This is a genomic window from Salinimicrobium sp. TIG7-5_MAKvit (genome assembly GCF_049569215.1).
Lineage (GTDB): Bacteria > Bacteroidota > Bacteroidia > Flavobacteriales > Flavobacteriaceae > Salinimicrobium > Salinimicrobium profundisediminis.
In genome coordinates, this window is the sequence record NZ_CP145903.1 from 3,169,487 (window position 1) to 3,195,390 (window position 25,904).

The window sequence follows — 25,904 nt, forward strand, 5'->3', positions numbered from 1 at the left end:
AGTATCTAAAATGCTATTTTAGCTTCAGAAAATTTTTGAAGCTCAGGAAAAAATTCTTGAAAGTCGTTAGAGAAATCATGGTAATGTTCCTTTAAATCGTTCACTGCTTTATCCATTTGGACGATATTCTTGGTTCTTATGTTCATTTGAAATAAAATTCGCGCAATTCCTTCTATACTGCCATAGCTCAAAAGCCAGTTTTCTGAAACCATGTAAGGAAGGAAGTTTTGAATAGGAGCCGGTAGTAAATCAAATCTCTGCTGCAGGAGTTTATAAAAATTAGACACAAAGTTTTCCAGAGGAACCGAAGAATAATCTTCCCAGCGGGATGCAAGAAAGTGATCGTAAAATATATCTACAATTACTCCGCTATAATGACTGTAATTCTTGTGTAGTTTTGCAGTACTTCTTTTTACGATGGGATGAGAATCGGTGTACGAATCAATTTCCCGGTGAAGGAGGATGCCCTTTTGAACTCCATGCGGGTACCGAAGGTACTTTCTTCCTTTAATAGAATCGGCTATAAAGTTTCCCAGGATAAGATCTTCATCATCTCCCGAGAGATATATATGGGCAAGAAAATTCATTCGGGCTAAGGTAATTAATCTTGATGTTTAAATTTTGTTAAGGTTTGGGAAGGCTTCAGAAGGAGAGTATCTTTGTACGGCATTTTATAACTTCCGCAGAAAAAGGGGTGAAGAAAATGACATTTTTGACAACCATTTGAAAATATATTTATGACTTTAATAAAATCGATATCGGGAATTCGTGGAACTATTGGGGGTAAACCTTTAGAAAATTTAACACCTATTGATGCGGTGAAGTTTGCTGCTGCTTATGGTAGCTGGCTTAAACAAAGGCATCAGGACAAAAATACTACGGTGGTAGTGGGACGTGACGCGAGAATTTCGGGCCCTATGATTCAGCAACTTGTTATGAATACACTTACAGGGCTTGGTATTGATGTTATTGATCTTGACCTTTCTACCACTCCTACTGTAGAGATTGCAGTTCCTTTAGAAAAGGCAAATGGAGGAATTATACTTACTGCCAGCCATAACCCCAAACAATGGAACGCCTTAAAATTGCTTAATGAGAAAGGAGAATTTTTAAGTGGAGACGACGGTGCTGAAATTCTTGAAATTGCTGAAAAAGCTGATTTTTCTTTTGCTGAAGTCGATGAGCTTGGAAAAATAACCCGGGTAGACCATTACATTGATACTCATATTGAAGAGGTGGTGATGCTCCCATTGGTTGATGCTAAGAAAATTGCTGAAGCAGGATTCACTGTTGCCGTTGATGCAGTGAATTCTACAGGAGGAATTGCCATTCCCAAGCTTTTGAAGAGGTTGGGAGTAGAGGTAGTTGAACTTTACTGTGAGCCCACGGGAGATTTTCCGCATAACCCCGAACCTTTAAAAGAACATCTTTCAGAAATATGTGATCTAGTAAAAAAGAGCAAGGCAGACCTGGGAATTGTAGTTGATCCCGATGTTGACAGGCTGGCATTTATTACAGAGGAAGGTGAGATGTTCGGTGAAGAGTACACCCTGGTAGCTTGTGCCGATTATGTTTTGAGTAAAACCCCGGGAAATACGGTGAGTAACTTATCTTCATCACGTGCCCTGCGCGATGTTACCCAAAAGCATGGAGGTAATTACGAAGCAAGTGCAGTGGGGGAAGTAAATGTGGTGGAGTTAATGAAGCAGAATGATGCTGTTATAGGAGGTGAAGGTAACGGCGGGATTATTTATCCTGAATTGCACTACGGAAGGGACAGCCTTGTAGGTGTTGGACTCTTTCTGACTTTCCTGGCCGAAAAGAAAATGAAGGTTTCAGAAATACGAAACTCGTATCCTTCGTATTTTATGAGCAAAAATAAAATAGCGCTCACGCCTGAACTTGATGTAGATAACATTCTTAAATTAGTTGCCCAAAAATACTCTGCTGAACAGGTAAGTACAGTAGACGGTGTAAAAATAGATTTTTCTGAACATTGGGTGCACTTGAGAAAATCAAATACAGAACCCATCATCAGGATATATACTGAAGCTAAAACTCAGGAAAAAGCCGATGAGGTGGCTGAAGAAATGATTGCTGAGATAAAGAAAATTGCTAATCTTTAATAATTACAGCATCATTGGGTATTGAAGCATTCCTGTGTTTCCATCTTTTGTGGGTCCAGAGGTAATAACGGGGTTCTTCTCTTATCTGTTCTTCAAGAAGCTCAATATATTTGCGTGTTATAAAATAATCGGGCTCTTTAGTCGGTTCGTATGAAATAGTTTTAAAAGAGGCTACATAATGGCCTCTTTTAACTTTTTCCACGTGCAGGTAAACTACCGCCATGTCTAAAGTGTGTGATAGTTTTTCCAATCCCATGAAAACGGGCGACTTTATACCCATAAAACTGATCCATGCCCGGGTGCGCGAAAGTTTGGGAGATTGATCTGCAATCAAAGCATAGATGCCGCAAACCCCATTGTGCTCATTATCAGTAATAGTCTTTGTGGCTTTACTTGAAGGAATGAGTTCTGTATTATAACGCCCCCTTATGTCTTTTACAAGTTGATCAAAATAGCGATTCTTTATTTTTTTATATATCCCGAAGCTCTCATGTTTTAGATCATAGAGTTCGAGGGCGTTCATCCATTCATAGCTTGCGTAGTGGCCGCAGGCGAGCAGAATACTCTTATCCATAGCCCTTATCTTGTCAATTTCTTCAGGATTTGTAAAGCAAAACCGCTTTTTCAGTTCTTCGTCTGTAATAGATAAGCTTTTTATCATCTCCAGGAACATATCTACCATATGGTGGTAAAATTGTTTTCTGATCTTCTTTATTTCTTTGTCAGATTTGTCAGGAAATACCAGCCTCAGGTTTTCATTTACTGTCTTTCTTCTATATCGGACTATGTAGTATACAATTAGGTATACAAAATCAGAAAAGAGATAAAAAAGGCTGAAAGGTAAAATTGAAATTAGCCATAAAAAAGGGTAAACTAACCAGAAAACTAAACGCTGCATGCAAAAGTCATTTAGGCAAATATATGGTATATTTGGAACTAAATTTTTGTATTAATGGGAGATTTCGACTTGATTACCATTGTAGTCATAGCAGCAAATATTATTTTTTCTTTTAAAGGTTTTAATGATCATGCTTTTTTTGAAAAGTACAAGTTCAATTCGGCAGCAGTAAAAAGGGGTGAGAAGATAAGGGTGCTCACATCAGGGTTTTTGCATGTAGATACTGCGCATCTTTTTCTAAATATGCTTACCCTCTATTTCTTTGCCGATGTAGTCATTGGCTCCCTGGGTAGCTTTAGCTTCTTATTGATCTATGTTGCCAGTCTTTTGCTGGGAAACCTTTTGTCCTACTATTTTCATAAAGATGAATATCAATATAATGCGGTGGGAGCAAGCGGTGCTGTCTCGGGTATAATCTACACCGCTATTTTATTATATCCCAATATGAGCCTGTACATGTTTTTTATTCCCATACCCATTCCTGCGTATGTTTTCGGGATTGGCTATATGCTGTATTCAATCTACGGGATGAAAAACAGGATAGGTAATATAGGGCATGATGCCCATTTTGGTGGTGCTGTGGGAGGTTATATCCTCACTTTGGTTCTTGTTCCGCAATTGTTTGCCACAAGTTTGTTTATGGTGATTCTACTGGCTATTCCTATTGTTCTATTATTTTTTCTACAAAAGACCGGCAAATTCTGACATTGGCACTGAATTTGAAAACCTCTTGTAAAACCATAAAGATTATGAAAAAGTTACTTCTTCTAATTGCCATTTTTGGCTACTCTGTAGGCTTTGCACAAGACAAGCCATTTCCCTCTGTTTCCGTTTTAGGTACCGGAACTGTGAATGTAGTACCCGATAAAGTCCTTATTAACTCCAGGATTGAACATACCGGGAAAACTGCTGCCGAGGTGAAGCGTGAAAATGATAAAGTAGTCGATCAGGTAATTAAGTACTTAAAATCTCAGGGTGTAGCGTCAAAATATATTCAAACGGAATACTTGAGATTAAATAAAGAGGTTAATTACAATACAAAAGACACCATGTATTCAGCTAACCAGGCTATTTCTATCGAATTGGTAAACCTGAAGTCTTATGAGAAAATTATGTCTGGTTTATTAGAATCCGGGCTCAACAGAATTGACGGGATTGAATTTATGACCTCTAAAAAGGAACAATTACAATCTGAGGCGCGAAAAAAGGCAGTTTTGAATGCGAAAATGAAGGCTGAAGAATATGCCTCTGCTTTAGGTCAGCGTGCCGGAAAAGCAGTTCATATCAACGAAGTACAAACAGATCATTTCCAGCCCGTTTATCGTGTGATGGAAATGAAATCTGACAGTTCTGGGCAGCAAACTATTGCTCCGGGTGAAATGGAAGTAACCGTGAAGGTTAATGTTGAATTTCAGCTCGATTAAACTGAATATGATTAAAAGCAAAAAAGGGAGCCATTTGGCTCCCTTTTTTGCTTTTAATGCACTTTGTTAATTTGAAGAGGAGTTGTTTAGAACTTCTCCAACCTTTTGACCCAGGGCATCACCTCTTAGATCTTTGGCAATGATCTTTCCATTCTCATCCAGTAAAAAGGCAGCAGGGATAGCACGAATACCATAATCAACTGCAACAGGATCCTGCCAGAACATCAGGTTTGAGACATGGTTCCATGCTCCAAGATTATCATCTTCAATAGCCTGGATCCACTTTTCTTTTTGGCCGGGACGATCCAGAGAGACCTGGATAATATTAAATCCCTGGTCGTGATATTTTTTATAAACTTCAACAATATTGGGGTTTTCAACTCTACAGGGTTTACACCATGAGGCCCAGAAATCTACCAGAGTAACTTTTCCAAGAGCGTCGTTAAGCGCGAGTTCATTTCCTTCAGGTGTAGGGGCACTAAATTCTGGCGCCTTGCTTCCTACAGCGGTCTTGCTCATTTTGTCAAGCCTTGTCTTTACGATTTTTGCCAGAGGGAGTTCCTTAACTTCAGGACTTAGCTGCTCGTAAAATCCTTTTAATTCAGCAGAAGAATAGGCTGAAGTGTTTAGCATATCCTGGAGGATCATTACCGATACAATAGAGTTGGGGTTTGATTCAACTAGACTTGCTTTGGTTTGTTTGTCTTCTTTAAATAGCTGCTCCTGGAACGCCTGAAGGTTTTGCAGGGCAACAGAGTCTTTGTTCATCATGGCTTCCCGCGCGGCATTGCGGTGTTCTCCCATTTTTTTGCTTACTCCTTTTACACTTTCAAGATAAGTTGAAAGCACTTCGTTATCTGCTCCGCCCGATATTTCAGAAGAATAAATACTGTCTGGATATACCGTAAATTCAACAGGAGAATTGCCTGCTATATAAACTACATTACCTCGGGTTCCTTCCACAGTAAGAAAACTAATGGTAGGTTGTTCTTTTTCAGGTAAGTCAAGTTCAAACTTTCCCTCTTTTATTTCTATAGTATCAATATGTACTACCTGGGTGTTGCTGTCATTTAATTCAGAAATGATGAGCTTTTGCCCGTCTGGGGCATTTTGGACTGTTCCGCTAATCTGGTATCCTTCATTTTCACTTTCGCAAGCAGCCATGAGAATCACGAGTCCGGCTAATAATATTTTACGCATAATTTGTTACATTTTCGACAAAAATAAGGAAGATAGGGGAGAGAAAGGATCGAAAGAGATAAATTAATGTTAATATGAAGAAGTCCTTCAGGGCAGGGGGTAAAATCCTTTAATTTTAAAACATGAAGCATCAAAAGGAATTTCCACTGGAAATAAAGATAAGTTTCCACAAAATCATACAGGAATATCGTCATCAGCTCCAAAATGAGTCGAGTAAGATATCTAAAGATTATCTCGAAAATATGCTGGAGTACATTTCCACTTTTCCTGCTTTGGAAGAAGGTATACTAAATTCTGAAGATCTCAACAGGTACAAAGACCCCATAAGGATTTTAATGAAAGATCTTTTTCCTGAAATTCTATCTGATACGCAGATCAAGGCCATTTCGGTGCCATTTCATAACCTGATTTTTAACTCTACGCAAAAATTCAGGAAAATACTGGCAGGAGCAGGTAATGATTTTACCTTGAATATGAGGAATCTTAATCATGATCTTGATTATATCTATGCCTGTATCCTTATTCTAAATAAATACTATGGCTACGATATAGATTTTTCAAGACCTTTTTATTACGATATACCCGATGAAAATGGCATTTTAAGGCACTATAGAATTGAGCTCGATTCTAATTTTATGGAGCTTGAACCTGGAAAAAACGCCAGGGAAATTACTAAAGAAGATGTTGATGAGTTAATTCAGAATATTGAAAACGTTGCCTTGTGGAAAGAAAAATTTCCACCCAACAGCTGGATTTTTAAAGGCTTTACCATCATCTCCCTTACCGATGTGACTGTAGATGATGCAATTTCTGACCTTAAGACTACGCTATTGCAAAGAAATACCTCCGGGAAGGAAGAGATGGAGAAGTTTGAAGAGATCTTTAAGTCTATCTATAAGATTCCCAATCTACGGATAGGATTTACGATGTACAATGAACAGGATTCTGTTTTTGAACGAATGATAGGGAACCGTTCTCCCAGTTTTTTGCTTCAGGAGAGAAAAATATTAAACTGCAAAAAGGTGCTTGGGGAGGAAGCTTATCATAGCCTGGTGGACGAACATAAATACTTTAGCATTCCTAATGTTGAAAAATATTCGGGTAAAGCATCAGAAAACCTTCTTATAAAATCTCTTGTTGATGCAGGTGTCAAAAGTGCCATTATAGCACCCATTGCCAAAAACAATGTTTTGCTGGGGCTGCTGGAGTTGGTGTCTTTTGAAAAGAATGAACTCAATAGTATAAATGCGACAAAGCTGGAAGATATTTTGCCATATATCGTCACAGCGGTAGAACGAAGTAAGTCTGAATTTGAAAACCGGGTGAAAGCCGTTATACAAAGTGAATGTACATCTATTCACCCCAGCGTACTCTGGATCTTTGAAATGGAAGCCCGTAAGTTCATAAGAGATCTTGATGAAGATGGGCTTGCATCTTTTAAAGATATCACTTTTGAAGATGTATATCCTTTATATGGAGAGATAGATATCGTGGCTTCTTCGGAAGCCAGGAATGATGCTATTCAGAAAGACCTGCTCGATCAACTTGAGTCTATTGAAAAGATTGTATGTGAAGCCGAAGGAACTGAAAAGCTGGATATCTACGAGCAGGTGAAATTCCGGATTAAAGAATTTAAAGATGATTTGGCCGGCAGTCTAAGTACTTCCAGTGAACAGAAGGTATTCAATTTATTACAAAGGGAAATAAACCCTGTAATGGATCATATAGAAAAGCAGGCACCTCATTTAGAAGAACAGGTAAAAATATACCGGAAAAATATCAACTCCGAAACCGGTATAATTTATAACCATCGTAAAAATTATGACGAGGCAGTGCAGCAAATAAACCGCACCATGTCCCGATATATTGACCGGCGGCAAATAGATGCGCAGGAGATTTACCCACATTATTTTGAAAGATATAAAACAGACGGGGTTGAACATAATATTTACATAGGGGCATCTCTTTCAAATAAGAAAATAAAACCTTTTGATGAGGTTTATCTTTTTAATCTGCGGTTATGGCAATTAACCACCATGTGTGAAATGGAAAACAGGTTCTACCAGATCCAGGAAAGGATGCCGCTAAAACTGCAGGCTGCTTCTCTAATCCTTGTGTACAATACCACTCTTTCTATAAGATATAGAATGGATGAAAAGCAATTTGATGTTGATGGCACTTATAATGCGAGGTATGAAATCATCAAAAAACGAATTGATAAGGCTAATGTTAAAGGAACTGAGGAGAGGGTGACCCAAAAGGGCAAAATCGCCATTGTATATTCGAACAGGAAGGATGAAAGGGAGTATTTGCGTTACATCAAATATCTCCAGTCCAAGAAATATCTGGGAGACAAAATAGAAAAGCTGGAACTCGAAGATGTTCAGGGCGTTATAGGGTTAAAGGCGCTGAGGGTGGAAGTTTTATACCACCTGGAAAGTGAACAACACGAAGAACAGGTTTTTACATATGAAGATCTTGAAAAAGTTCTAGGCAAGGTAGTAAGTGGCGATAAAGCTGAGCACAGAAAGAATAATTCCTACCATGAAAATGGTATAAGTAATTCGCAATAAATAATATTTGCGGTTAAGTACCACTCCCAGCATATAAAGATCTTTCATTAGAGATTCATAAACATCACTTTGGTTTTCAAGTATTTCGTGCATGGCCCATTCAAACTGCTCGTAAGGCATACGGTGAAAATTCCCGAAGAACAACACGTTTACCTCCCCGTTTTTAATTTGCTCGCGGGTAAATTCTCCCGATGTCACATTAGGTCTTGTAGACATTATAGCTCCTATTATTGATGCTACACTAAAGATCATGAGAATAAAAATAGGGATCATAATTGCCGGACTGGAAGTCTCGGGTGTGGCAAGATCTGGAATGAAATTGGCAATAGCCAGGGAAATAATAATGGCATTGACCGAGAGCAGAATGTTAGCTTTAGCATCAGCTATGTCGCTTAATTTTAGGTGGTTGCGCATGGTTACTCTAAAAAGGGTTTGAATCCCCCTGTCTGCGCTTTTATCCTTATATTTTACTTTAAGGCGGGCTTTGGCTTCTTCTTTGGCCAGTTTCTTTTTTGCCTTTCTTTCTTTATTGAGCAGGTCGTAAAGGTTCTTATCTTTTTGCTCTTTCCAGTTTTCTCTTGCGTAGGTAGTGTAGAATTCATGTCTCTCTGTAAAGAGCTCAATGTTTTTCTCAATCCATTCCTGGTGTGAGTAGTTTTTTATTTTCTGTAGTTTGAGCTCCTGCCGAAGAAATTCACTGGTCTCTTCGAAGTAATCTTTCGCTAAATGCGAGGTGTCGGCATCTTTAATGATTTTTTCAGCAAGGTCTTTAGGTTCGGCTTGCATTCTTGTTGCCATAATGATCTTAGAGACAGTATCAATAAGTTCCTGGTCTGCATTCTGCTCTTGCAGCCAGTTTTTGGCTATTTCAACACTTTCTTCTTCGTGCCCGGCATGCTTTACAGTGTAACCGGTGTCATGTAGCCATGCAGCGAGGAGCAGTGGCTCTTCCTGTTTAACATGAATTTGAGATTTTTTAATTAATTCTTTAGTACTTTTAACTACCCTCTGAGTGTGTTTAAAGTTATGATAAATGAATGTATTGGGTAGTTTTTTACTGAATAGATCCTGTACGAATTTTTCAGCTTTACCAGTAAGAGTTGTCATTCAGTTGTGGTTAGATTTTCACCAAATTACAAAAAAATCCCCCCAATAATTTTGTATGAGAAAAAATAACATATTTCTAACACTGGCCCTGTTTATTGCAATTACAGGCTGTTCACCACAAATTAATCAGCTTTACTTTGCCAAAGATGAACCTTCAGAAGATTTTGGTTATCCCCAGGAAAAGGAGATCGAAAAATCTTTTTATTTATTGGGAGATGGAGGTTATTCACCTCCGGGAGGTTCTTCAGAAGCTTTACTTGCTTTTAAAACCTATATAGATTCTGTTAAACAGAAAGGTAACTACACTATTTTTCTTGGTGATAACGTGTATCCCGCCGGTCTGGTTTCCGAAGATCATCCCGAAAGAGAGCTCATGGAATACCGTATTGATGCTCAAATAGATGCTGTAGAGAACTATGAAGGCAACCTCTTCTTTGTACCCGGCAACCACGACTGGTATGCACAGGGATTAGTTGGGCTGGAACGCCAGGCCGATTATCTTAGGGAGAAGCTGGAGAGAGAGGATGTGTTCTTTCCTGAAGCCGGTTGTGGCTTGACTTCTATTGAGGTAACAGAGAATATTCAGGTGCTGGTGGCCGATTCCCAGTGGTTCCTCGAAGATTGGGATAAACATCCTAAGATCAACGATGATTGTGACGAAATAAAGACCAGAGAAGCCTTTTTTCAGGAAATTGATAGTGAATTAAAGAAAAATCAGACAAAGACGGTTGTTTTTGTAATTCATCATCCTTTATACACTAATGGATTACATGGCGGAAACTTTAGTTTAACCAACCATTTATATCCTACACAACGAAAACTGCCCCTGCCCATTCTTGGTACTCTGGCGAATTTTATTAGAACAACAGGAGGTGTTACCAGCACCGATCTTCAAAATGAGAGATATAAAGGAATGCGAAAACGCATTGAAACTATTGCTTCCCGGTGGGGTAATGTAGTGTTTGTTTCAGGGCATGATCACTCCTTACAATATATAGAGCACGACAAGGTAAAGCAGATTGTTTCGGGCTCAGCATCCAAGGCTTCTTATGTGGGGCTGGGGAGCGATGGTTTATTTGCCTATTCAGGCCAGGGCTTTGCCGCTCTTGATATTTTTGAAGATGGTTCTTCATGGGTAAGCGTCTATGGCAGTGAAGAAAAGAAACCAAAGCTTTTATACCAAAAAGAAGTCATCGCTGCGCCGCAACCTTTTAGTACCGACACATTATCAACTTCTTTTCCACAAACTATAAAGGCCTCGGTGTATAAACCTGCAGATACTGATGTGTCAGCTACTTATGAAAGTATTTGGGGTGACAGGTACAGGGATCTTTATGGAACCCAGGTAGAAGTTCCTGTTGCCATTCTAGATACTTTGTATGGCGGACTCACAGTAGAACGTGCCGGAGGGGGGCATCAAACCCGTTCTCTAAGATTAAAAGATGCCCAGGGCAGAGATTATAACCTTAGAGCTCTCGAGAAAAGCGCCGTGCAATTTATTCAAACGGTGGCCTATAAGGACACGCCTGTAGAGACAAAGTTTGAAAATACTCTTGCAGAAGATGTGATTAAAGACTTTTATACTTCTGCCCACCCTTATGCCTTCCTGGCTATTCCTAAATTATCAGATGCAGCTGGAATTTATCATACCAATCCACAAATATTTTACGTCCCAAAGCAAAAAGCTTTGGGAGATTTCAACAGCGAATATGGAGATGAGCTTTATATGATCGTGGAGCGCCCCGAAGAGGGCTGGGTTGGATATGAATCTTTTGGCAGCCCCAACCACGATATAGAAAGTACATCGGGCGTGTTTGAGCGGTTGCGACGTGATGAAAAATATACCCTGGACGAAGCTGCATATATAAGAGCAAGAATTTTTGACATGCTGGTAGGCGATTGGGACAGGCACGAAGATCAATGGCGGTGGGCCGAAATTGAAGACGAAGAAGGGAATCATTTCTTTAAGCCAATTCCCCGCGATAGAGATCAGGTTTTTTCAAATTTTGACGGGGCCTTCTTTAATACCTTAAGAGGTTTGACAGGTTTTGCCAATCAATTTGCTGTTTATGATGAAGACATCAGCAATATCGAATGGTTCAATTCGGCTGCAGTTGGTTTGGACAGGAGCCTTATCCAGAATTCTCAAAAGGAAGAGTGGCTACAGCAGGCAAAATACCTGCAGGAGCATATTACAGATGAAGTAATTGAAGAAGCTTTTGAAGAACTTCCGAAGGAAACCCAGGGAGAAGCCACTCAGCGGATTATTAAAAACCTGAAGGCTAGAAGAAATAATATTGTTGACATTGCTGAAAGGTATTATAATTACTTTGTGAAGTTTACTATGATCACCGCAACAGATAAAGATGATCATATCGAAATTGAACGTCTTCCTGAAGGAGAAACCCGGGTAATAATTTACAGGATCAAAGACGGTAAAAAGGCCGATGTTGTGAGCAGTAGGGTTTATGATCCCAATGTAACGCGTGAACTCTGGGTCTATGGTCTTGATGATGATGATATATTTGAGGTTTCTGGAGATGCACCTGCAAAAATTCTGGTAAGGATCATCGGGGGGCAAAACAACGATATTTACAGGATCAAAAATGGCAAAAAAGTTAAGGTCTATGATCACGAGTCTCTTCCTAATACTGTAGAGATCAACGATGGTGCAGATATTACCTTTACCGATGACTATGAAGTGAATGTCTTCGATAAAGATCGTAAGGTTTATTCATCAAGTTCTGTGCTTCCCGCCGTGGGATACAATCCAGATGATGGCTTCCAGGTGGGTCTAAGCGCTACTTTCAGTAAATATGGCTTCCGCAGGAATCCTTTTACCGCTCAACATAAGTTTAGGGCCGGGTATTATTTTGCCACTCAAAGTTTTGATTTAAGGTACCGGGGTGAATTTGCTAATGTTTTTGGCGGATATAACTTCCTGTTAAAAGCACATTTTACGAATCCCAGCTACACCCGTAATTTCTTCGGAATGGGAAATGAGACAGAAAATTTTGAAGAGGAATTGGGCAAAGAATTCAACCGTGTGCGCATTAGCAGGATAGGTGGAGAAGCCGGTATTGTGAAAAATACCCCTTTTGGTCGTTACTATCAGTTAACTGCATCTTTTGAAGGCGTACAGATCGAGGAAAGTACAAATCGTTTTCTTTCTGAATCATACATGAAGGACACCAACTTTTTTGACCGCCAGTATTTTGCCGGTCTTGAAGGCGTTTTTAGATACGAAAGTTATGATGACATCCTTAATCCTACTAATGGTATGAAATTCGAATTCATTGGCGGCGGAAAAATAAATACAGGTGAAACTGACAATATTTATGGATATGTCGCACCATATCTCGAATTCTACAAAGCCGTGAGCCGTAATGATAAGTGGGTAATCAATTCTCGGGTGAATGCCGAAGTGCTTTGGGGAGACGATTTTGAATTCTACCAGGCTGCAACAATAGGTGGCGCAGAAAGCTTGAGAGGTTTTAGAGAAGAAAGATTTTCTGGTGAAAGTGCTTTTGTTTGGGGTAACGATTTGAGATATAGTTTTGACGAATTCAAGACCTCGTTTGTGCCTTTTCAATTAGGTGTTTTTGCAGGTTACGATCTTGGTAGGGTATGGCTTGATGGCGAAGACAGCAACCTGTGGCATGATAGCTATGGCGGCGGATTATGGGTGACAGGGGCAGAGGCTGTTTCGGCTAAATTAAATCTGTTTACTGGAGGCGAAAAACTGCGTTTCAGTTTTAGTGTGGGTATGAGCTTCTAATTTCTACGGAAGTAAAATAGATTCTGAATATATGAAGGATGATCCCTGAATATTACAGGATAGCTGAAGCCATTCTTATGAACAAGTGAAGACGATGAAGTAAAGATTGGAGATACAAAAATAGCTTTTCAGCCTGCATTTTAAAGTATAGAATGCGGGTTGAAAAGTGAATTAATCATTTTTGAAAGGCTTCCTGTTTTTGCCATTTTTGGAGGGTGAGGTTCGTGTTTTTTCAACAGTTATGATCTTCAGGTTCAAAAATGTGCTTACACTTGAAGAGTTTTCAGCATAGAAATAGCTTCTCCTTGGCAACTTTCAAAAAATACCTTTAGTTTTTGACATTTTTGAAGGGGAAATTATAGATTATCGAAGCCACATCAATTTTAGGCTTGGAAAACAGGCGTAGTTAATTTTTCAGTTTCTGTTTTTCCTATAAATAGCTTCTTACCGGTCAACTTCCAAAAATGTTTTACGTTTTTGCCATTTTTGAAGGGTGAGGCTCGAATTTTTTTTCAGCAGTTATGATTTTCAGGTTCAAAAATGTGCTTACACTTGAAGAGTTTCAGCTTAAAAATACCTTCTCCTTGGCAACTTCCAAAAATGCCTTGTGTTTTTACCATTTTTGAAGGGTAAGATGGGTAAACCTTTTAAATGAGAAATTATGCATCTCCTTCCGCAGAAGGTTTTTGAATATTGAGTCTGTTGTTGAATTCGAGTGTGCGAATTGGGAAAGGAATATTAATATCGTGTTGATCGTACACTTTCTTAATGGCAATAATCGCACTACTCCTGGCAAAAAGAATGTCCCTGTTGTTGGTTGCAGCACTCCAGAATCTCACTACAAAATTGATTGAGCTGTCGCCAAATTCATTGTACATAAACTCTACTTCTTCTCCCTTCTTTTGAGGAAAAAGTTCTGAGATTGTATTTAGTGTAATGGTTTTTACAAGTTCAAGATCAGAATTGTAAGCCACGCCACAACTCACAGTGATCCTGGAACGTGAGGTACGGGAAAAATTCTTAAAAGGTGCGTCTATGACCTGGGAATTGGGGATAACAACATAATTATTATCGGCTTCCCTAATGACGATACTTCTCAGGTTGATTTCCACGACCCTTCCGGCATAACCGTTGTTTTCAATCCAGTCGCCAATTTGTAACTCCGGAAGAAAACTTAGCAGGATTCCTGAAAAGGTATTATTTAGTGTGCCCTGCAGTGCCAAACCTACAGCTAAACCCACGACCCCGGCACCAGCCAGTACAGAAGTGAGAATAGTATTTAGATTGAGTAGCCCAAGGGCAACAAAGAAACCTATGGCAATGACTACTACCTTGAGGATCTTAATGGTGATCTCCCGTATAGAGGCCTGTCTTACTTTATACCTGAGAAGCTTATCGAGAAGTTTTCCCAGGTATTTGGCAGCAAGGACAAAAAGGATAAAGACCAGAACGGCCAAAATGAAATTAGGCAAACCCAGGATTATAGAATCCAGCCATTCGCCTAATTTCGTCCAAATTCCTTCTACGGAATTTTGTATGTCAAATTCTTCTTGCGACATTTAGTTTTATACCGGCTTATGTTGTTCTGCAGTTTTCATTTTCCAGGCATCTAACATCCAGCTGGTCTTCTCAAGCTCCCGAATATAAGCACCAATAAGGTCTATAGTACCTTCATCGCCTCCTTTTTCGGCTACCTGCACTACCTGTCGCATTTGTTTTAAGATTGTGCCATGGTCTTTAAGCAGGTTCTCAATCATCTTTGAATCGGAAAGATCTGACTCTGATTCTTTTAGATTAGATTTCTTTAGATATTCACTTAAATTGCTGGTGGGTTGGTATCTTAAAGTAAGTATGCGCTCTGCGATCTCATCAATTTTTATTTTAGCGTCATCGTACAGCTCTTCAAATTTTTCATGAAGGTCAAAGAAATTCTTACCAATTACATTCCAGTGGTAATTGCGAAGTTTTTGATAATATAAATGATAATCGGCTAAAAGAACATTAAGTTCCTGAACTGTATTTGACGTCTCTTTGGCGTCTAAACCTAAGTAACTCATAGTTTTTATTTATGGTTTTGTTATTTACTATTCAAATATACGATAATTATGCTGTATATACAAGCTTATTCTGAAGTAGGACGGTTGCTCTTGAGGTCCAGTTTTTTAAGTAATTCTTCTGAAATTTGTCCTGAAGAATAGTTGTACCCATCAAGTAGCACTCCTTTTCTTCCCGAAGAAGTTGTGATGGCATACAAAGTAGCTTCATCACCGGGATTTGAAGGGCCTTCAAACCGATAGACCTCATCTACAACAAAATCCTGAGACAGAAATTTTTCTCTTTCTTCAGGAGATTTGAGTTCCTCATCGAGAAGGTTGAAATCTTCTTCATATCCTTCTTCGGTGCGAAGCATGTTGAGAGTCTGTGATAGGGTTCCTTTTTGTTTCATTATGCGCTTATTTTGGTTCAGGATTAAATTACGCTCCTAATTTGGTGTTTGCAAGGATATGCGCTGGATTAGTAATAATTTAACGCAGCTACTTCCTGTCATCTTTTTTGCTGAAATCCCATAGTCCAAGAGGTATGGCTAAAAAGAAAAAGAAATACCACCCCATAATGATGCCAAAGATGGTGATGAGAGCAGCAATAATATAGAACCAATCACTTCTGAAAAACTTCATTTTTACGCAACTTTACTATAATTTATAAAAAAGCCCTTAAGTTTGAAACAAAAAATGCAGAATTTCACCCGGCTTTATTAAATTTGTAATTAACCCCTATATGCTTTTTAAATGAAAACCAGAATTACCCTAAAGGAATTGGCCAAATTACTGAACGTTTCTGTTTCGACAGTTTCGAAAGCTTTAAATGACAGTCCCGAGATTAGTCCGAAAACAATTGAAAGGGTGAAAGAACTTGCTGCCCTTCATAAATACCGTCCTAATCCAACTGCGGTCAATTTAAAAAGCAGTAAAAGCGGAACGATTGGTGTGCTGATTCCAAATATAGCAAATTCTTTTTTTGCTAAAGTGCTTTCAGGAATGGAGGCGCGTGCACAACGAGAGGGTTTACAGGTGATCACTTATATTTCGAATGAATCACATGATCGGGAAAAGCAAATATCTGAGATGCTAACTGCCGGTTTTGTAGATGGTGTTCTTATTGCTATAGCCGAAGAAACACAACGAAAAAAGGATTTTGAACATATTAAAAATATCATTCAATATGATATTCCGGTTGTGCTTTACGACCGCATTGATTTTGATATGCCTGTAGATAAAGTAGGAATAGATGATGTAAAGGTATTTTATGATGCCACACGGGATCTTCAAAATAAAGGATTGAAAAAGATAGGTTTGGCTACCTCTGTGCATCATATGGGTGTGGGTAAAGCCCGAATAGAAGGTTATAAAAATGCTTTAAGGGAAGATGATACCTTTTATTTAGCAAATTCAGCCAACTTGCAAAGTTTGAAAGAAAAGACTCTTAAGATGCTATTGGAAGATAGGGTGGAAGCGGTTTTATGTAGTGATTTTGACAGTACCATGCTTACCTATAGACTGGCTTTTGAGAATGGCTTAAGAATACCAGAAGACCTTAAAATAATTGGATTTATTCGTGGGGGGCTTGCAAAATATCTCACTCCCTCTGTTAGCTTTGTAGATCAATCTCCCGACAAGATTGGAGCAAAGGCGATGGATATCCTTATCAACCGAATCAATAAAAAAAATACGGGTCCAAAAGAAAAGATACTCATTGCAACAGAAGTGGTGCATTATGAGTCGACTCAATTTTAAAATAATGAAGTTCTTTAAGAGGAAATTAGTAAATACCTTTTATGAAAATTTTACCTTTGGCACGTAAAATTTAAACCAACCCAAATTTCATTTAATGAACAGCAAACAATTTGAATTGCTCAGTTCTTCAAAAGTATTAGTTACAGGTGGTGCAGGATTTATTGGCTCTAACTTATGTGAAGCGCTCCTGGATTTAAATGCCAATGTAGTATGTCTCGATAATTTCGCAACTGGAAAAAGAGAGAATCTTTCAGCAATTAAAGATCATGAAAATTTCACTTTAATAGAAGGAGATATTCGTAACCTTGAGGATTGCAAAAAGGCCGTTTCCGGAGTAGATTTTGTCTTACATGAGGCGGCATTAGGATCTGTTCCAAGATCTATAAATGATCCAATAACCAGTAATGATGTAAATATTTCAGGTTTTCTCAATATGCTGATAGCCTCGCGTGATGCCGGGGTTAAAAGGTTTGTTTATGCAGCCAGTTCTTCTACTTATGGCGATTCTGAAGCACTTCCGAAGGTTGAAGATCACATTGGCAAACCTTTATCACCTTATGCTATTACAAAATACGTAAATGAGCTGTATGCCGATATCTTTCATTCCACATACGGATTGGACACTGTTGGGCTTCGTTATTTTAATGTTTTTGGAAGAAAACAGGATCCTCACGGTGCTTATGCCGCTGTGATCCCTAAGTTCGTAATTCAGTTTATGAATCACGAGAGTCCGGTCATTAATGGAGATGGTACCTACTCCAGGGATTTCACTTACATAGACAATGTGATTCAAATGAACCTGCTTGCTTTGACTACAGACAATAAAGAAGCACTAAATCAGGTTTATAACACTGCAGTAGGCGACAGGACAAATCTCAAGGAGTTGACCCAGCTACTTAAAGAATACCTTTCAAAATATGATCCAGAGATTGCTAATGTAGAAGTTGAGTATGGCCCAAATCGAGCGGGAGATATTCCGCATTCCCTGGCTTCTATTGATAAAGCTAAAACTTTATTAGGGTATGATCCACAATACAAAATAGAAGCTGGGCTAAAAGAAGCTGTGGACTGGTATTATAAGAATTTATAGAAAGTAAATATGAAAAATAAAAAAATAGCTGTAGTAGGACTTGGTTATGTCGGCCTGCCGTTGGCAAGATTATTCGCAACAAAATATTCTGTTGTAGGATTTGATATTAATAAAAAAAGAGTTGAAGAGCTACGTCAGGGAAAGGATACCACCTTAGAGGTGGAGAATGATGTTCTTCAATCTGTACTTAAAGAGAGTCCTTCAGAAGATAATGGACTTTTTTGTAGTGCAAATCTGGAAGATATTAAAGATTGTAGCTATTACGTGATCACCGTACCGACTCCGGTTGACAAAAACAACCGCCCCGATCTTACACCTTTGTACAAGAGCAGTGAATCTGTTGGGAAGGTATTAGAAAAAGGTGATATAGTGATATATGAATCGACAGTATTTCCTGGAGCTACTGAAGATGAATGTGTCCCTGTTTTAGAGAAATCTAGCGGACTTAAATTCAATGAGGATTTCTTTGTAGGTTATTCTCCTGAAAGGATAAATCCGGGAGATAAGGAACATACGGTTGAAAAGATCCTAAAAGTGACTGCAGGATCAACACCCGAAGTTGGGAAAAAGGTAGATGAGCTTTACGCTTCAGTTATTACAGCCGGAACTCATCTCGCGCCTACTATTAAGGTGGCAGAAGCAGCAAAGGTTATTGAAAACTCTCAAAGAGATATAAATATTGCTTTTGTAAATGAGCTGGCGAAGATCTTTAACATGATGAACATTGATACCCAGGCGGTACTTGAAGCTGCCGGTACCAAGTGGAATTTCCTTCCTTTCAAACCCGGGCTTGTTGGTGGGCATTGTATAGGTGTAGATCCATATTATTTGGCGCAAAAAGCACAGGAGATAGGCTATCATCCCGAGATCATTCTGGCGGGTAGGCGCATGAATGATTCTATGGGGCAGTACGTAGCTTCGGAAGTAGTTAAATTAATGCTTCAGAATGATCAAAAGGTAAAAGGGGCGAATATTCTTGTTATGGGTATAACTTTCAAGGAGAATTGTCCTGATGTCCGTAACACTAAAGTTGTTGATGTTATTAAGAACCTGAAGGAGTATGGTACCAATGTCACAATTTATGATCCATTAGCCGATCCTGAGGAAGTGCAGCATGAATACGGACTCACTACCACCAAGGATCTTCCGCAGGAAAAATTTGAAGCTGTGGTACTCGCGGTAGCTCATAAGGAATTTCTCGATTTAGATTTGGATAAATTGAAGAATGGACAAACGGTGGTTTATGATGTTAAAGGAGTCTTGGGTAAAAAGTGTGATAAAAAGCTGTGATTAGTGGTTAGTCAATAAGGGAATGGTTAAGTGGGGGTTGGTGATTTGGGATGAACTAATTAGTGGTGGGGAAATCCGGACTAGAGAATGATCTTATTGATTAGTAAAGATATCTTGTTAGAAAAATAAAACCACTTAACTAATTTATCCGTTAACTAATTAATTCGAACCAATGGCTGACAATTTTGAAAAATTGGAGTACTGGAAGAAGTGTTTTGAGCTGAAGCTTTTAAAAAGAAAAGGTTATTACAACTTTACCGGATTCTGAAAAATTCGATTTGCGGTTGCAATTATTGAGGGCATCCTACTCAGCAACTGCAAATATTGCTGAAGGATGGTGGAGTTTTCATTACAAAGAAAACATCAAATTTCTTCTGAATGCCCGGGGATCCGTGGCTGAAATTTTAGAACATGCTATTGAAGCACGTTCCTGGAGCTATATAACAGAAGAGGTTTTATAAGGAATAAAAAATTTAACCGACCCCTGTATAAGGTTGTTGAATGGTTATATAAAATATCTAAGAAAACAGAATGAATTAAACGGCTGATTAGGATAGAAGGAGGTAATCTAATTAACCAATCACCAATTAACTATAATTAAAATGAAAATAAAAAACATCTGCTGTATTGGTGCCGGTTACGTTGGTGGCCCCACAATGGCAGTAATAGCTGAAAAATGTCCGGGTGTTAAAGTAACTGTTGTTGATATCAATGAAAAAAGGATTAAACAATGGAATGATCCCGATGTAGAGAAGATTCCTATTTATGAACCCGGTCTTTCTTCTATTGTTAAGGAAACAAGAGATAAAAACCTGTTCTTTTCCACAGATGTAGATAAAGCTATTGATGAAGCCGATATGATCTTTATTTCGGTGAACACCCCCACCAAGACCTACGGGATTGGAAAAGGAATGGCGGCCGATCTCAAATATATTGAGCTTTGTGCCAGGCAAATTGCTGCAGTTGCCAAAAATGACAAAATTGTCATTGAAAAATCAACATTGCCAGTTAGAACTGCAGCTGCTTTAAAGAATATCCTTGATAACACTGGGAATGGTGTTAAATATCAAATTCTTTCTAATCCAGAGTTTTTAGCTGAAGGTACAGCGGTTGAAGATTTGAAAAGTCCTGATCGGGTTTTAATTGGAGGTGATATTGAGAGTGAAGAAGGCAGGGAGGCTATGGAAGCCCTGGTTAATATTTATGCATCATGGGTACCTAAAGAAAAGATTCTTACTACCAATGTGTGGTCTTCAGAATTGTCTAAACTTACTGCAAATGCCTTTCTTGCACAGCGGGTTTCTTCTATTAATGCAATTTCAGAATTATGTGAAAAGACCGGAGCAGATGTAAATGAAGTTGCCAAAGCTGTGGGGATGGATAGTAGGGTAGGGCCTAAATTTCTTAAAGCTTCTGTAGGTTTTGGAGGTTCTTGTTTTCAGAAGGATATCTTAAACCTCGTTTATATTGCCCGAACATATAATCTCCAGGAGGTGGCAGACTATTGGGAGCAGGTGATCATTATGAATGATCATCAAAAAAGGCGTTTTGCAGCTAATATGGTCCAGACGATGTATAATACAGTGGCCGGGAAAAAGATTGCTATCTTAGGTTGGGCTTTCAAAAAAGACACCAATGATACCCGTGAATCTGCAGCTATTTATGTCGCAGATTATCTTCTGAATGAACAGGCAGAAATAGTGGTTTATGATCCAAAAGTGACAGAAGAACAGATCTATTCAGATCTTGATTACCTCGGAAGCCGAAGTGGAGATGCCAACCGGAAAGGGGTTACTGTAGTGAAATCTTCTTATGAAGCCTGTGATAATGCACACGCCATAGCTGTACTTACAGAATGGGATGAATTCAAACAACTTGACTGGAAAAAGATTTATGATCAAATGCTTAAACCTGCATTTTTGTTCGATGGGAGAAGACTTTTAGAGCCTAAAACCAAGAAAGAGATTGGGTTTGAATTCTATGCCATTGGGAATTAAGAAAGGGAAAGAGGATCATAAAACCTATTAAAGAGATAGATCTATCTTTTTTATGATTCTCTTTCTCTGTTTCTACAGGTTTCGGTATATTTAGCCCCTCTATGAAAAATCACTTAAGAACAGCTATAGAGGCTTCCATCGCAGCCGGCAGGAAGATCATGAAAATTTATGAGCAGAAGGATCTTCAGGTTGAACTGAAGGAAGACGACTCTCCTCTAACCATTGCCGATCGACGAGCGAATGATATTATTAATGAGTTTCTAATTCCTTCCGGAATACCTGTAATAAGTGAAGAGAATATCCAACTATCTTTTGAAGAAAGAAAAAGCTGGCAAAGATGTTGGATTGTAGATCCGTTAGATGGAACCAAGGAATTTATAAAAAGAAATGGGGAGTTTACCGTCAATATTGCTTTGGTATTTGAAGGGAATCCTGTGCTGGGAGTAATTTATGCTCCTGCTCTAAAGTCGCTATATTTTGCTGAAGTAACTGAATCTAAGGCTTATCAGATAACCTTAGAAAATGAAGATTTGGATCTGGATCTGATTCTTACTAATTCAACCCAGATCTTTCCTCAACAGGCAGGATCCGAGATAAAAGTTGTGGGTAGTAGATCGCATATGAACCAAGCAACCCTTGATTTTATTGAAAAGCTCAAAGAAGAAGGGAAAGAAGTGGTAGTATTATCCAAAGGAAGTTCTCTTAAGTTTTGTTTACTTGCCGAGGGCGCAGCCCATGTTTATCCGAGATTTGGCCCAACCATGGAGTGGGATACCGCTGCCGGACAGGCTATTTGTGAAGCCGTTGGCTTTACCTGCAGATGGGCAGCTTCAGGAGAGCGTATCACCTACAACAGGGAAAACCTTAAAAACGACCATTTTTCTGTTGTTTATGAAGGATAGATCTTATAAAAGGCATTTAGCTAAAACAATTACGTGGAGAATCGTTGGAACCATGGATACTTTTTTCCTGGCCTGGATGATTTCCGGAGATCCCTTTGCAGGTCTTAAAATTGGTTTGGCCGAGGTAATAACAAAAATGACGCTATACTATTTTCATGAAAGATTATGGTTTAAAGGGGAGTTTTTGGCATCCTCAGGAAAATGGAGTAGTAGAAAAAGGCATTTTGCCAAGACTATTTCCTGGAGAATAGTAGGAACAGTAGATACTATGCTGCTTGCCTGGATAATCACAGGGAATCCTGTTACGGGATTAAAAATAGGACTGGCTGAGGTAGTGACAAAAATGTTGCTGTACTATTTTCACGAAAGAGCATGGTACAGGATTGATTATGGGGTGGCTCACAAAAGAAAATCAAAAGAATCTAAGATGAATATTCTTGCCTCAAATAAATAGAAAGCTGTCTATAGCATGAAAAAGAATATCGTAGAACATAAATATAGTGTCTCGAGGGAAGATCGCACCAGGAAGAATCAGCACCAATCTATGGTTATTTGGTTTACAGGGCTTTCAGGTTCAGGAAAATCAACTATTGCAAACAGTCTTGAAAAACGCCTTTTTAAAGAGGGAATATCTACTTATTCTCTTGATGGGGATAACATCCGCAGCGGACTGAATAAAGGTTTAAGTTTTAGCAGGGAAGACCGTCATGAAAATAACCGGCGAATAGCAGAAGTCGCTAAACTGTTTGTTGACGCAGGAATAGTAACTATAGGGGCTTTTATTTCTCCCCTTAAAGAGGATAGGGAGCAGGCGAAAGATATAATAGGGAAAGAAAATTTTGTGGAGGTGTTTGTAAATACTCCGCTCGAGGTCTGCGAAGAGAGGGATGTAAAGGGGTTTTATAAAAAGGCCAGGCAGGGGGAAATAAAGAATTTTACGGGCATAAGTGCTCCTTATGAAGCTCCTGAAAATCCAGATATTAAAATTAATACCGAAGAGGAATCTGCAGAAGAAGCTGTCGAGAGACTTTATGAATTTCTGCAACAAAAACTGAAATTAGATGAGTAAATATTATTTGAACTATCTTGATGAGTTAGAATCTGAAGCGATCTTTATTCTAAGAGAGGTTTGGGCTCAATTTGAAAATCCGGTGATTTTGTTTTCCGGTGGTAAGGATTCTATTCTTGTTACTCATCTGGCGAAAAAGGCTTTTTTTCCCGCTAAGATTCCTTTTGCTTTACTTCATGTAGATACAGGGCATAACTTTCCTGAAACTATTCAATTCAGAGATGAACTTGTAAAAAAACTAGGAGTAAAATTGCTTGTGGGCTCGGTTCAGGAGTCTATAAATAAAGGAAGAGTTGCAGAAGAAAAAGGTAAAAATGCTACCAGAAATGCACTTCAAATTACTACTTTATTAGACGCTATTGAAGAGCATAAAGTTGATTGTGCTATAGGGGGAGGTAGAAGGGATGAAGAAAAAGCGAGGGCAAAGGAGCGATTCTTCTCTCACCGCAACGATTTTGGAGAGTGGGATCCAAAGAACCAGCGTCCGGAACTATGGAATCTTTTAAATGGAAAACATTTTGAAGGAGAACACTTTAGAGCTTTTCCCATTAGTAACTGGACCGAAATGGATGTGTGGAATTACATAAAAAGAGAAAATATTGAAATCCCGTCGCTTTATATTGCACATGAGCGGGAAGTAGTATGGAGGAATAATTCCTGGATCCCCGTTTCTGAATTTTTGAAGTTGGGACAAGATGAAAAATCGGAAATTAAAAAAATCCGCTTTAGAACACTTGGAGATATTACGATTACTGGAGGAATAGAATCTGAAGCAGATACGTTGGAAAAGATTGTTCAGGAAGTTTCAGCAATGCGTAAGACCGAAAGAGGAGATAGGAGTGATGATAAACGGAGTGAAACCGCGATGGAGGATAGGAAGCGCCAGGGCTATTTTTAAACACGAATTATGGCGAATTGAAGCGAATTATTGCGAATTGCATGGAAGATAAAATCTTATTTAAGGAAGAGAGTTATATAATAATAGGTGCATGTATGAAGGTACACCGTGGACTTGGACCAGGCTTTCTTGAATCGGTTTATGAAGAAGCTCTGGAGCAAGAATTCAAAGTCGCAGGGATTCCTTTCGAACGCCAGGTAAAGCTGAATATCTTCTATGAGGATAGAAAACTGAAGAAATACTTTATAGCTGATTTCGTTTGCTTTGATAAAATTATTCTGGAGATAAAGTCGGTCAAATATGTCCCTGTAGCTTTCCTTTCACAATTAAATAATTATTTAGCTGCTACCAGGAAAGAGCTTGGTGTTCTGGTGAATTTCGGTACTACCTCCTTAACTTACAAAAGAATTATTAATACAACCCATTCGCGTTAATTCGTTGAGAAATTCGCGATAATTAGTGACATAATGCAAATAGAAAATAACCAATTACTTAGATTTACGACAGCTGGTAGTGTGGACGACGGCAAGTCCACCCTCATAGGTCGCCTCCTATATGATTCCAAATCAATCTTTGAAGACCAACTTGAATCGGTGAGCGCTACCAGTGCAAAAAAGGGACATAGGGGAGTAGATCTCGCGCTTTTTACCGATGGGTTAAGAGATGAAAGGGAGCAGGGAATTACTATAGATGTTGCTTACCGGTATTTTACAACTCCTAAGAGAAAATTTATAATCGCAGACACACCAGGGCACATTCAATATACCCGTAACATGGTTACAGGGGCATCTACGGCAAACGCAGCAGTGGTATTAATTGATGCGCGTCATGGGGTTATTGAACAAACCAAAAGGCATTCTTTTATTGCTTCTTTGCTTAATATCCCTCACCTTATTGTATGTGTAAATAAAATGGATCTTGTAGACTATAATGAGCAAAGGTTTAATGAAATAATTTCTCAATTTGAAGAGTTTTCATCTAAGCTACTCATGAAGGATGTTCGGTTCATTCCTATTAGTGCCCTGGAAGGAGATAACGTTGTGAATCAGTCAAAGAATATGCGTTGGTATCAGGGAGGAACGCTGCTTAACATCTTGGAAACCCTACATATTAGTAGTGATGTCAATAAAATTGATGCACGTTTTGCTGTGCAGACAGTTTTGAGGCCTCAAAATGAAGAGTATAGAGATTATAGAGGTTATGCAGGAAGAGTGGCGAGTGGAATTTACCGTGTTGGAGATGAAGTGGCAGTTTTGCCATCTGGCTTTACATCAAAAATAAGATCTATGAATTCAGGTGAAACAGAAATTGAAGAAGCCTACGCTCCCATGTCTGTTGCTCTGACTCTGGAGGATGATATCGATGTGAGCAGGGGTGACATGATCGTAAGAGTAAATAATCAGCCCGAAGCAACGCAGGAATTCGATGTGATGCTTTGCTGGTTAAATGATGAAGCAGCCAAGCCCCAGGCCAAATATTCTATCACTCATAGTTCTAACGAGCAGCGCGCTATAATTAAGGAGGTGATTTACAAAGTTGACATTAACTCATATGATCGAATCACTAACGATAAAGGGTTAAACATGAATGATATTGCCCGGGTTAAAATCAGGTGTACTCGTCCTTTAATGATAGATTCCTACCGTGACAACAGAAATACCGGAAGTATAATTCTCGTTGATGAGAATACAAATGAAACGGTGGCAGCGGGGATGATTGTCTAAAAACATAATCCGTGAAATTCGTATGAATCCGCGT

The 25,904-nt window shown here is 38.9% G+C and carries 24 protein-coding genes; 16 read left to right on the forward strand and 8 right to left on the reverse strand.

Annotation, left to right across the window (positions count from 1 at the left end; genetic code table 11):
* Positions 1-5: 5 nt before the first annotated feature.
* Positions 6-587 carry an ACP phosphodiesterase gene (locus tag V5739_RS14230; protein ID WP_423818704.1) on the reverse strand — a complete coding sequence of 194 codons (582 nt, stop codon included), beginning with the start codon at positions 585-587 and terminating at the stop codon, positions 6-8.
* Between the two features lie 150 nt (positions 588-737).
* Here V5739_RS14230 and glmM point away from each other — a divergent pair, with 150 nt between their 5' ends.
* On the forward strand, positions 738-2,126 hold the full coding sequence (gene glmM / locus V5739_RS14235; RefSeq protein WP_423818705.1) for a phosphoglucosamine mutase: 1,389 nt from the start codon (positions 738-740) through the stop codon (positions 2,124-2,126).
* Here glmM and V5739_RS14240 read toward each other — a convergent pair.
* Positions 2,116-3,024: a lysophospholipid acyltransferase family protein gene (locus V5739_RS14240; RefSeq protein ID WP_266070606.1), complete on the reverse strand. Its 909-nt coding sequence runs from the start codon at positions 3,022-3,024 to the stop codon at positions 2,116-2,118. The two genes, glmM and V5739_RS14240, sit on opposite strands and share 11 nt — an antisense overlap.
* 54 nt (positions 3,025-3,078) lie before the next feature.
* Between V5739_RS14240 and V5739_RS14245 the strand changes: the two genes are divergently transcribed.
* Both V5739_RS14245 and V5739_RS14250 read left to right on the forward strand, forming a co-directional pair.
* Positions 3,079-3,729: a rhomboid family intramembrane serine protease gene (locus V5739_RS14245; protein ID WP_423818706.1), complete on the forward strand. Its 651-nt coding sequence runs from the start codon at positions 3,079-3,081 to the stop codon at positions 3,727-3,729.
* Positions 3,730-3,773: 44 nt separating this feature from the next.
* Complete coding sequence (locus tag V5739_RS14250; RefSeq protein WP_423818707.1) at positions 3,774-4,448, forward strand: SIMPL domain-containing protein; 675 nt, start codon at positions 3,774-3,776, stop codon at positions 4,446-4,448.
* Positions 4,449-4,514: 66 nt separating this feature from the next.
* Here the strand turns inward: V5739_RS14250 and V5739_RS14255 are convergent, their stop codons facing one another.
* A complete protein-coding gene (locus tag V5739_RS14255) occupies positions 4,515-5,648 on the reverse strand; it encodes a redoxin domain-containing protein (RefSeq protein ID WP_423818708.1) in 1,134 nt (377 codons plus the stop codon).
* 122 nt (positions 5,649-5,770) lie between these two features.
* On the opposite strand from V5739_RS14255, the gene V5739_RS14260 reads away from it, so the two are divergent.
* Positions 5,771-8,221 (forward strand): GAF domain-containing protein, encoded by a 2,451-nt coding sequence (locus V5739_RS14260; RefSeq protein ID WP_423818709.1) that lies wholly within the window; start codon positions 5,771-5,773, stop codon positions 8,219-8,221.
* Here the strand turns inward: V5739_RS14260 and V5739_RS14265 are convergent.
* Entirely contained in the window at positions 8,138-9,328 is a 1,191-nt protein-coding gene (locus V5739_RS14265) for a Pycsar system effector family protein (protein ID WP_423818710.1), read from the reverse strand. The two genes, V5739_RS14260 and V5739_RS14265, sit on opposite strands and share 84 nt — an antisense overlap.
* A 55-nt stretch (positions 9,329-9,383) precedes the next feature.
* On the opposite strand from V5739_RS14265, the gene V5739_RS14270 reads away from it, so the two are divergent.
* Positions 9,384-13,106, forward strand: a complete 3,723-nt coding sequence (locus tag V5739_RS14270; protein WP_423818711.1) for a metallophosphoesterase — start codon at positions 9,384-9,386, stop codon at positions 13,104-13,106.
* 659 nt (positions 13,107-13,765) lie between these two features.
* Here the strand turns inward: V5739_RS14270 and V5739_RS14275 are convergent.
* The 4 genes from V5739_RS14275 to V5739_RS14290 form a co-directional block, all read right to left on the reverse strand.
* Positions 13,766-14,665 (reverse strand): mechanosensitive ion channel family protein, encoded by a 900-nt coding sequence (locus V5739_RS14275; protein ID WP_345598371.1) that lies wholly within the window; start codon positions 14,663-14,665, stop codon positions 13,766-13,768.
* 6 nt (positions 14,666-14,671) lie between these two features.
* The gene (locus tag V5739_RS14280; protein WP_266069187.1) at positions 14,672-15,163 is read right to left on the reverse strand and encodes a Dps family protein; all 492 of its coding nucleotides are present in this window, start codon (positions 15,161-15,163) and stop codon (positions 14,672-14,674) included.
* Positions 15,164-15,228: 65 nt separating this feature from the next.
* Positions 15,229-15,552, reverse strand: a complete 324-nt coding sequence (locus V5739_RS14285) for a phosphoribosylpyrophosphate synthetase (protein WP_266069186.1) — start codon at positions 15,550-15,552, stop codon at positions 15,229-15,231.
* Between the two features lie 88 nt (positions 15,553-15,640).
* On the reverse strand, positions 15,641-15,784 hold the full coding sequence (locus V5739_RS14290) for a hypothetical protein (RefSeq protein ID WP_423818712.1): 144 nt from the start codon (positions 15,782-15,784) through the stop codon (positions 15,641-15,643).
* A gap of 111 nt (positions 15,785-15,895) precedes the next feature.
* Here V5739_RS14290 and V5739_RS14295 point away from each other — a divergent pair, with 111 nt between their 5' ends.
* The 11 genes from V5739_RS14295 to V5739_RS14345 all read left to right on the forward strand — a co-directional run bounded on the left by V5739_RS14295 (position 15,896) and on the right by V5739_RS14345 (position 25,870).
* A complete protein-coding gene (locus V5739_RS14295) occupies positions 15,896-16,900 on the forward strand; it encodes a LacI family DNA-binding transcriptional regulator (RefSeq protein WP_266069184.1) in 1,005 nt (334 codons plus the stop codon).
* Between the two features lie 94 nt (positions 16,901-16,994).
* Positions 16,995-17,990 carry an SDR family oxidoreductase gene (locus V5739_RS14300; RefSeq protein WP_266069183.1) on the forward strand — a complete coding sequence of 332 codons (996 nt, stop codon included), beginning with the start codon at positions 16,995-16,997 and terminating at the stop codon, positions 17,988-17,990.
* Positions 17,991-17,999: 9 nt separating this feature from the next.
* Positions 18,000-19,280 carry a nucleotide sugar dehydrogenase gene (locus V5739_RS14305; protein WP_266069182.1) on the forward strand — a complete coding sequence of 427 codons (1,281 nt, stop codon included), beginning with the start codon at positions 18,000-18,002 and terminating at the stop codon, positions 19,278-19,280.
* A gap of 293 nt (positions 19,281-19,573) precedes the next feature.
* Positions 19,574-19,741, forward strand: a complete 168-nt coding sequence (locus V5739_RS14310; RefSeq protein WP_266069193.1) for a four helix bundle protein — start codon at positions 19,574-19,576, stop codon at positions 19,739-19,741.
* A 141-nt stretch (positions 19,742-19,882) separates the two neighbouring features.
* A complete protein-coding gene (locus V5739_RS14315; RefSeq protein WP_266069181.1) occupies positions 19,883-21,277 on the forward strand; it encodes a nucleotide sugar dehydrogenase in 1,395 nt (464 codons plus the stop codon).
* 101 nt (positions 21,278-21,378) lie between these two features.
* Positions 21,379-22,179 (forward strand): 3'(2'),5'-bisphosphate nucleotidase CysQ, encoded by an 801-nt coding sequence (gene cysQ, locus V5739_RS14320; RefSeq protein ID WP_423818713.1) that lies wholly within the window; start codon positions 21,379-21,381, stop codon positions 22,177-22,179.
* Positions 22,169-22,633 (forward strand): DUF2061 domain-containing protein, encoded by a 465-nt coding sequence (locus tag V5739_RS14325; protein ID WP_266069179.1) that lies wholly within the window; start codon positions 22,169-22,171, stop codon positions 22,631-22,633. Before cysQ ends, V5739_RS14325 begins: the two co-directional genes overlap by 11 nt.
* 15 nt (positions 22,634-22,648) lie before the next feature.
* A complete protein-coding gene (gene cysC, locus V5739_RS14330) occupies positions 22,649-23,248 on the forward strand; it encodes an adenylyl-sulfate kinase (protein ID WP_423818714.1) in 600 nt (199 codons plus the stop codon).
* Positions 23,241-24,146, forward strand: a complete 906-nt coding sequence (gene cysD / locus V5739_RS14335) for a sulfate adenylyltransferase subunit CysD (RefSeq protein WP_423818715.1) — start codon at positions 23,241-23,243, stop codon at positions 24,144-24,146. The genes cysC and cysD overlap by 8 nt, the downstream gene beginning before the upstream one ends.
* A gap of 41 nt (positions 24,147-24,187) precedes the next feature.
* Positions 24,188-24,580, forward strand: coding sequence for a GxxExxY protein (locus tag V5739_RS14340; RefSeq protein ID WP_423818716.1), 393 nt, complete (start codon positions 24,188-24,190; stop codon positions 24,578-24,580).
* 33 nt (positions 24,581-24,613) lie between these two features.
* Positions 24,614-25,870, forward strand: coding sequence for a sulfate adenylyltransferase subunit 1 (locus V5739_RS14345; protein ID WP_423818717.1), 1,257 nt, complete (start codon positions 24,614-24,616; stop codon positions 25,868-25,870).
* Positions 25,871-25,904 lie beyond the last annotated feature (34 nt).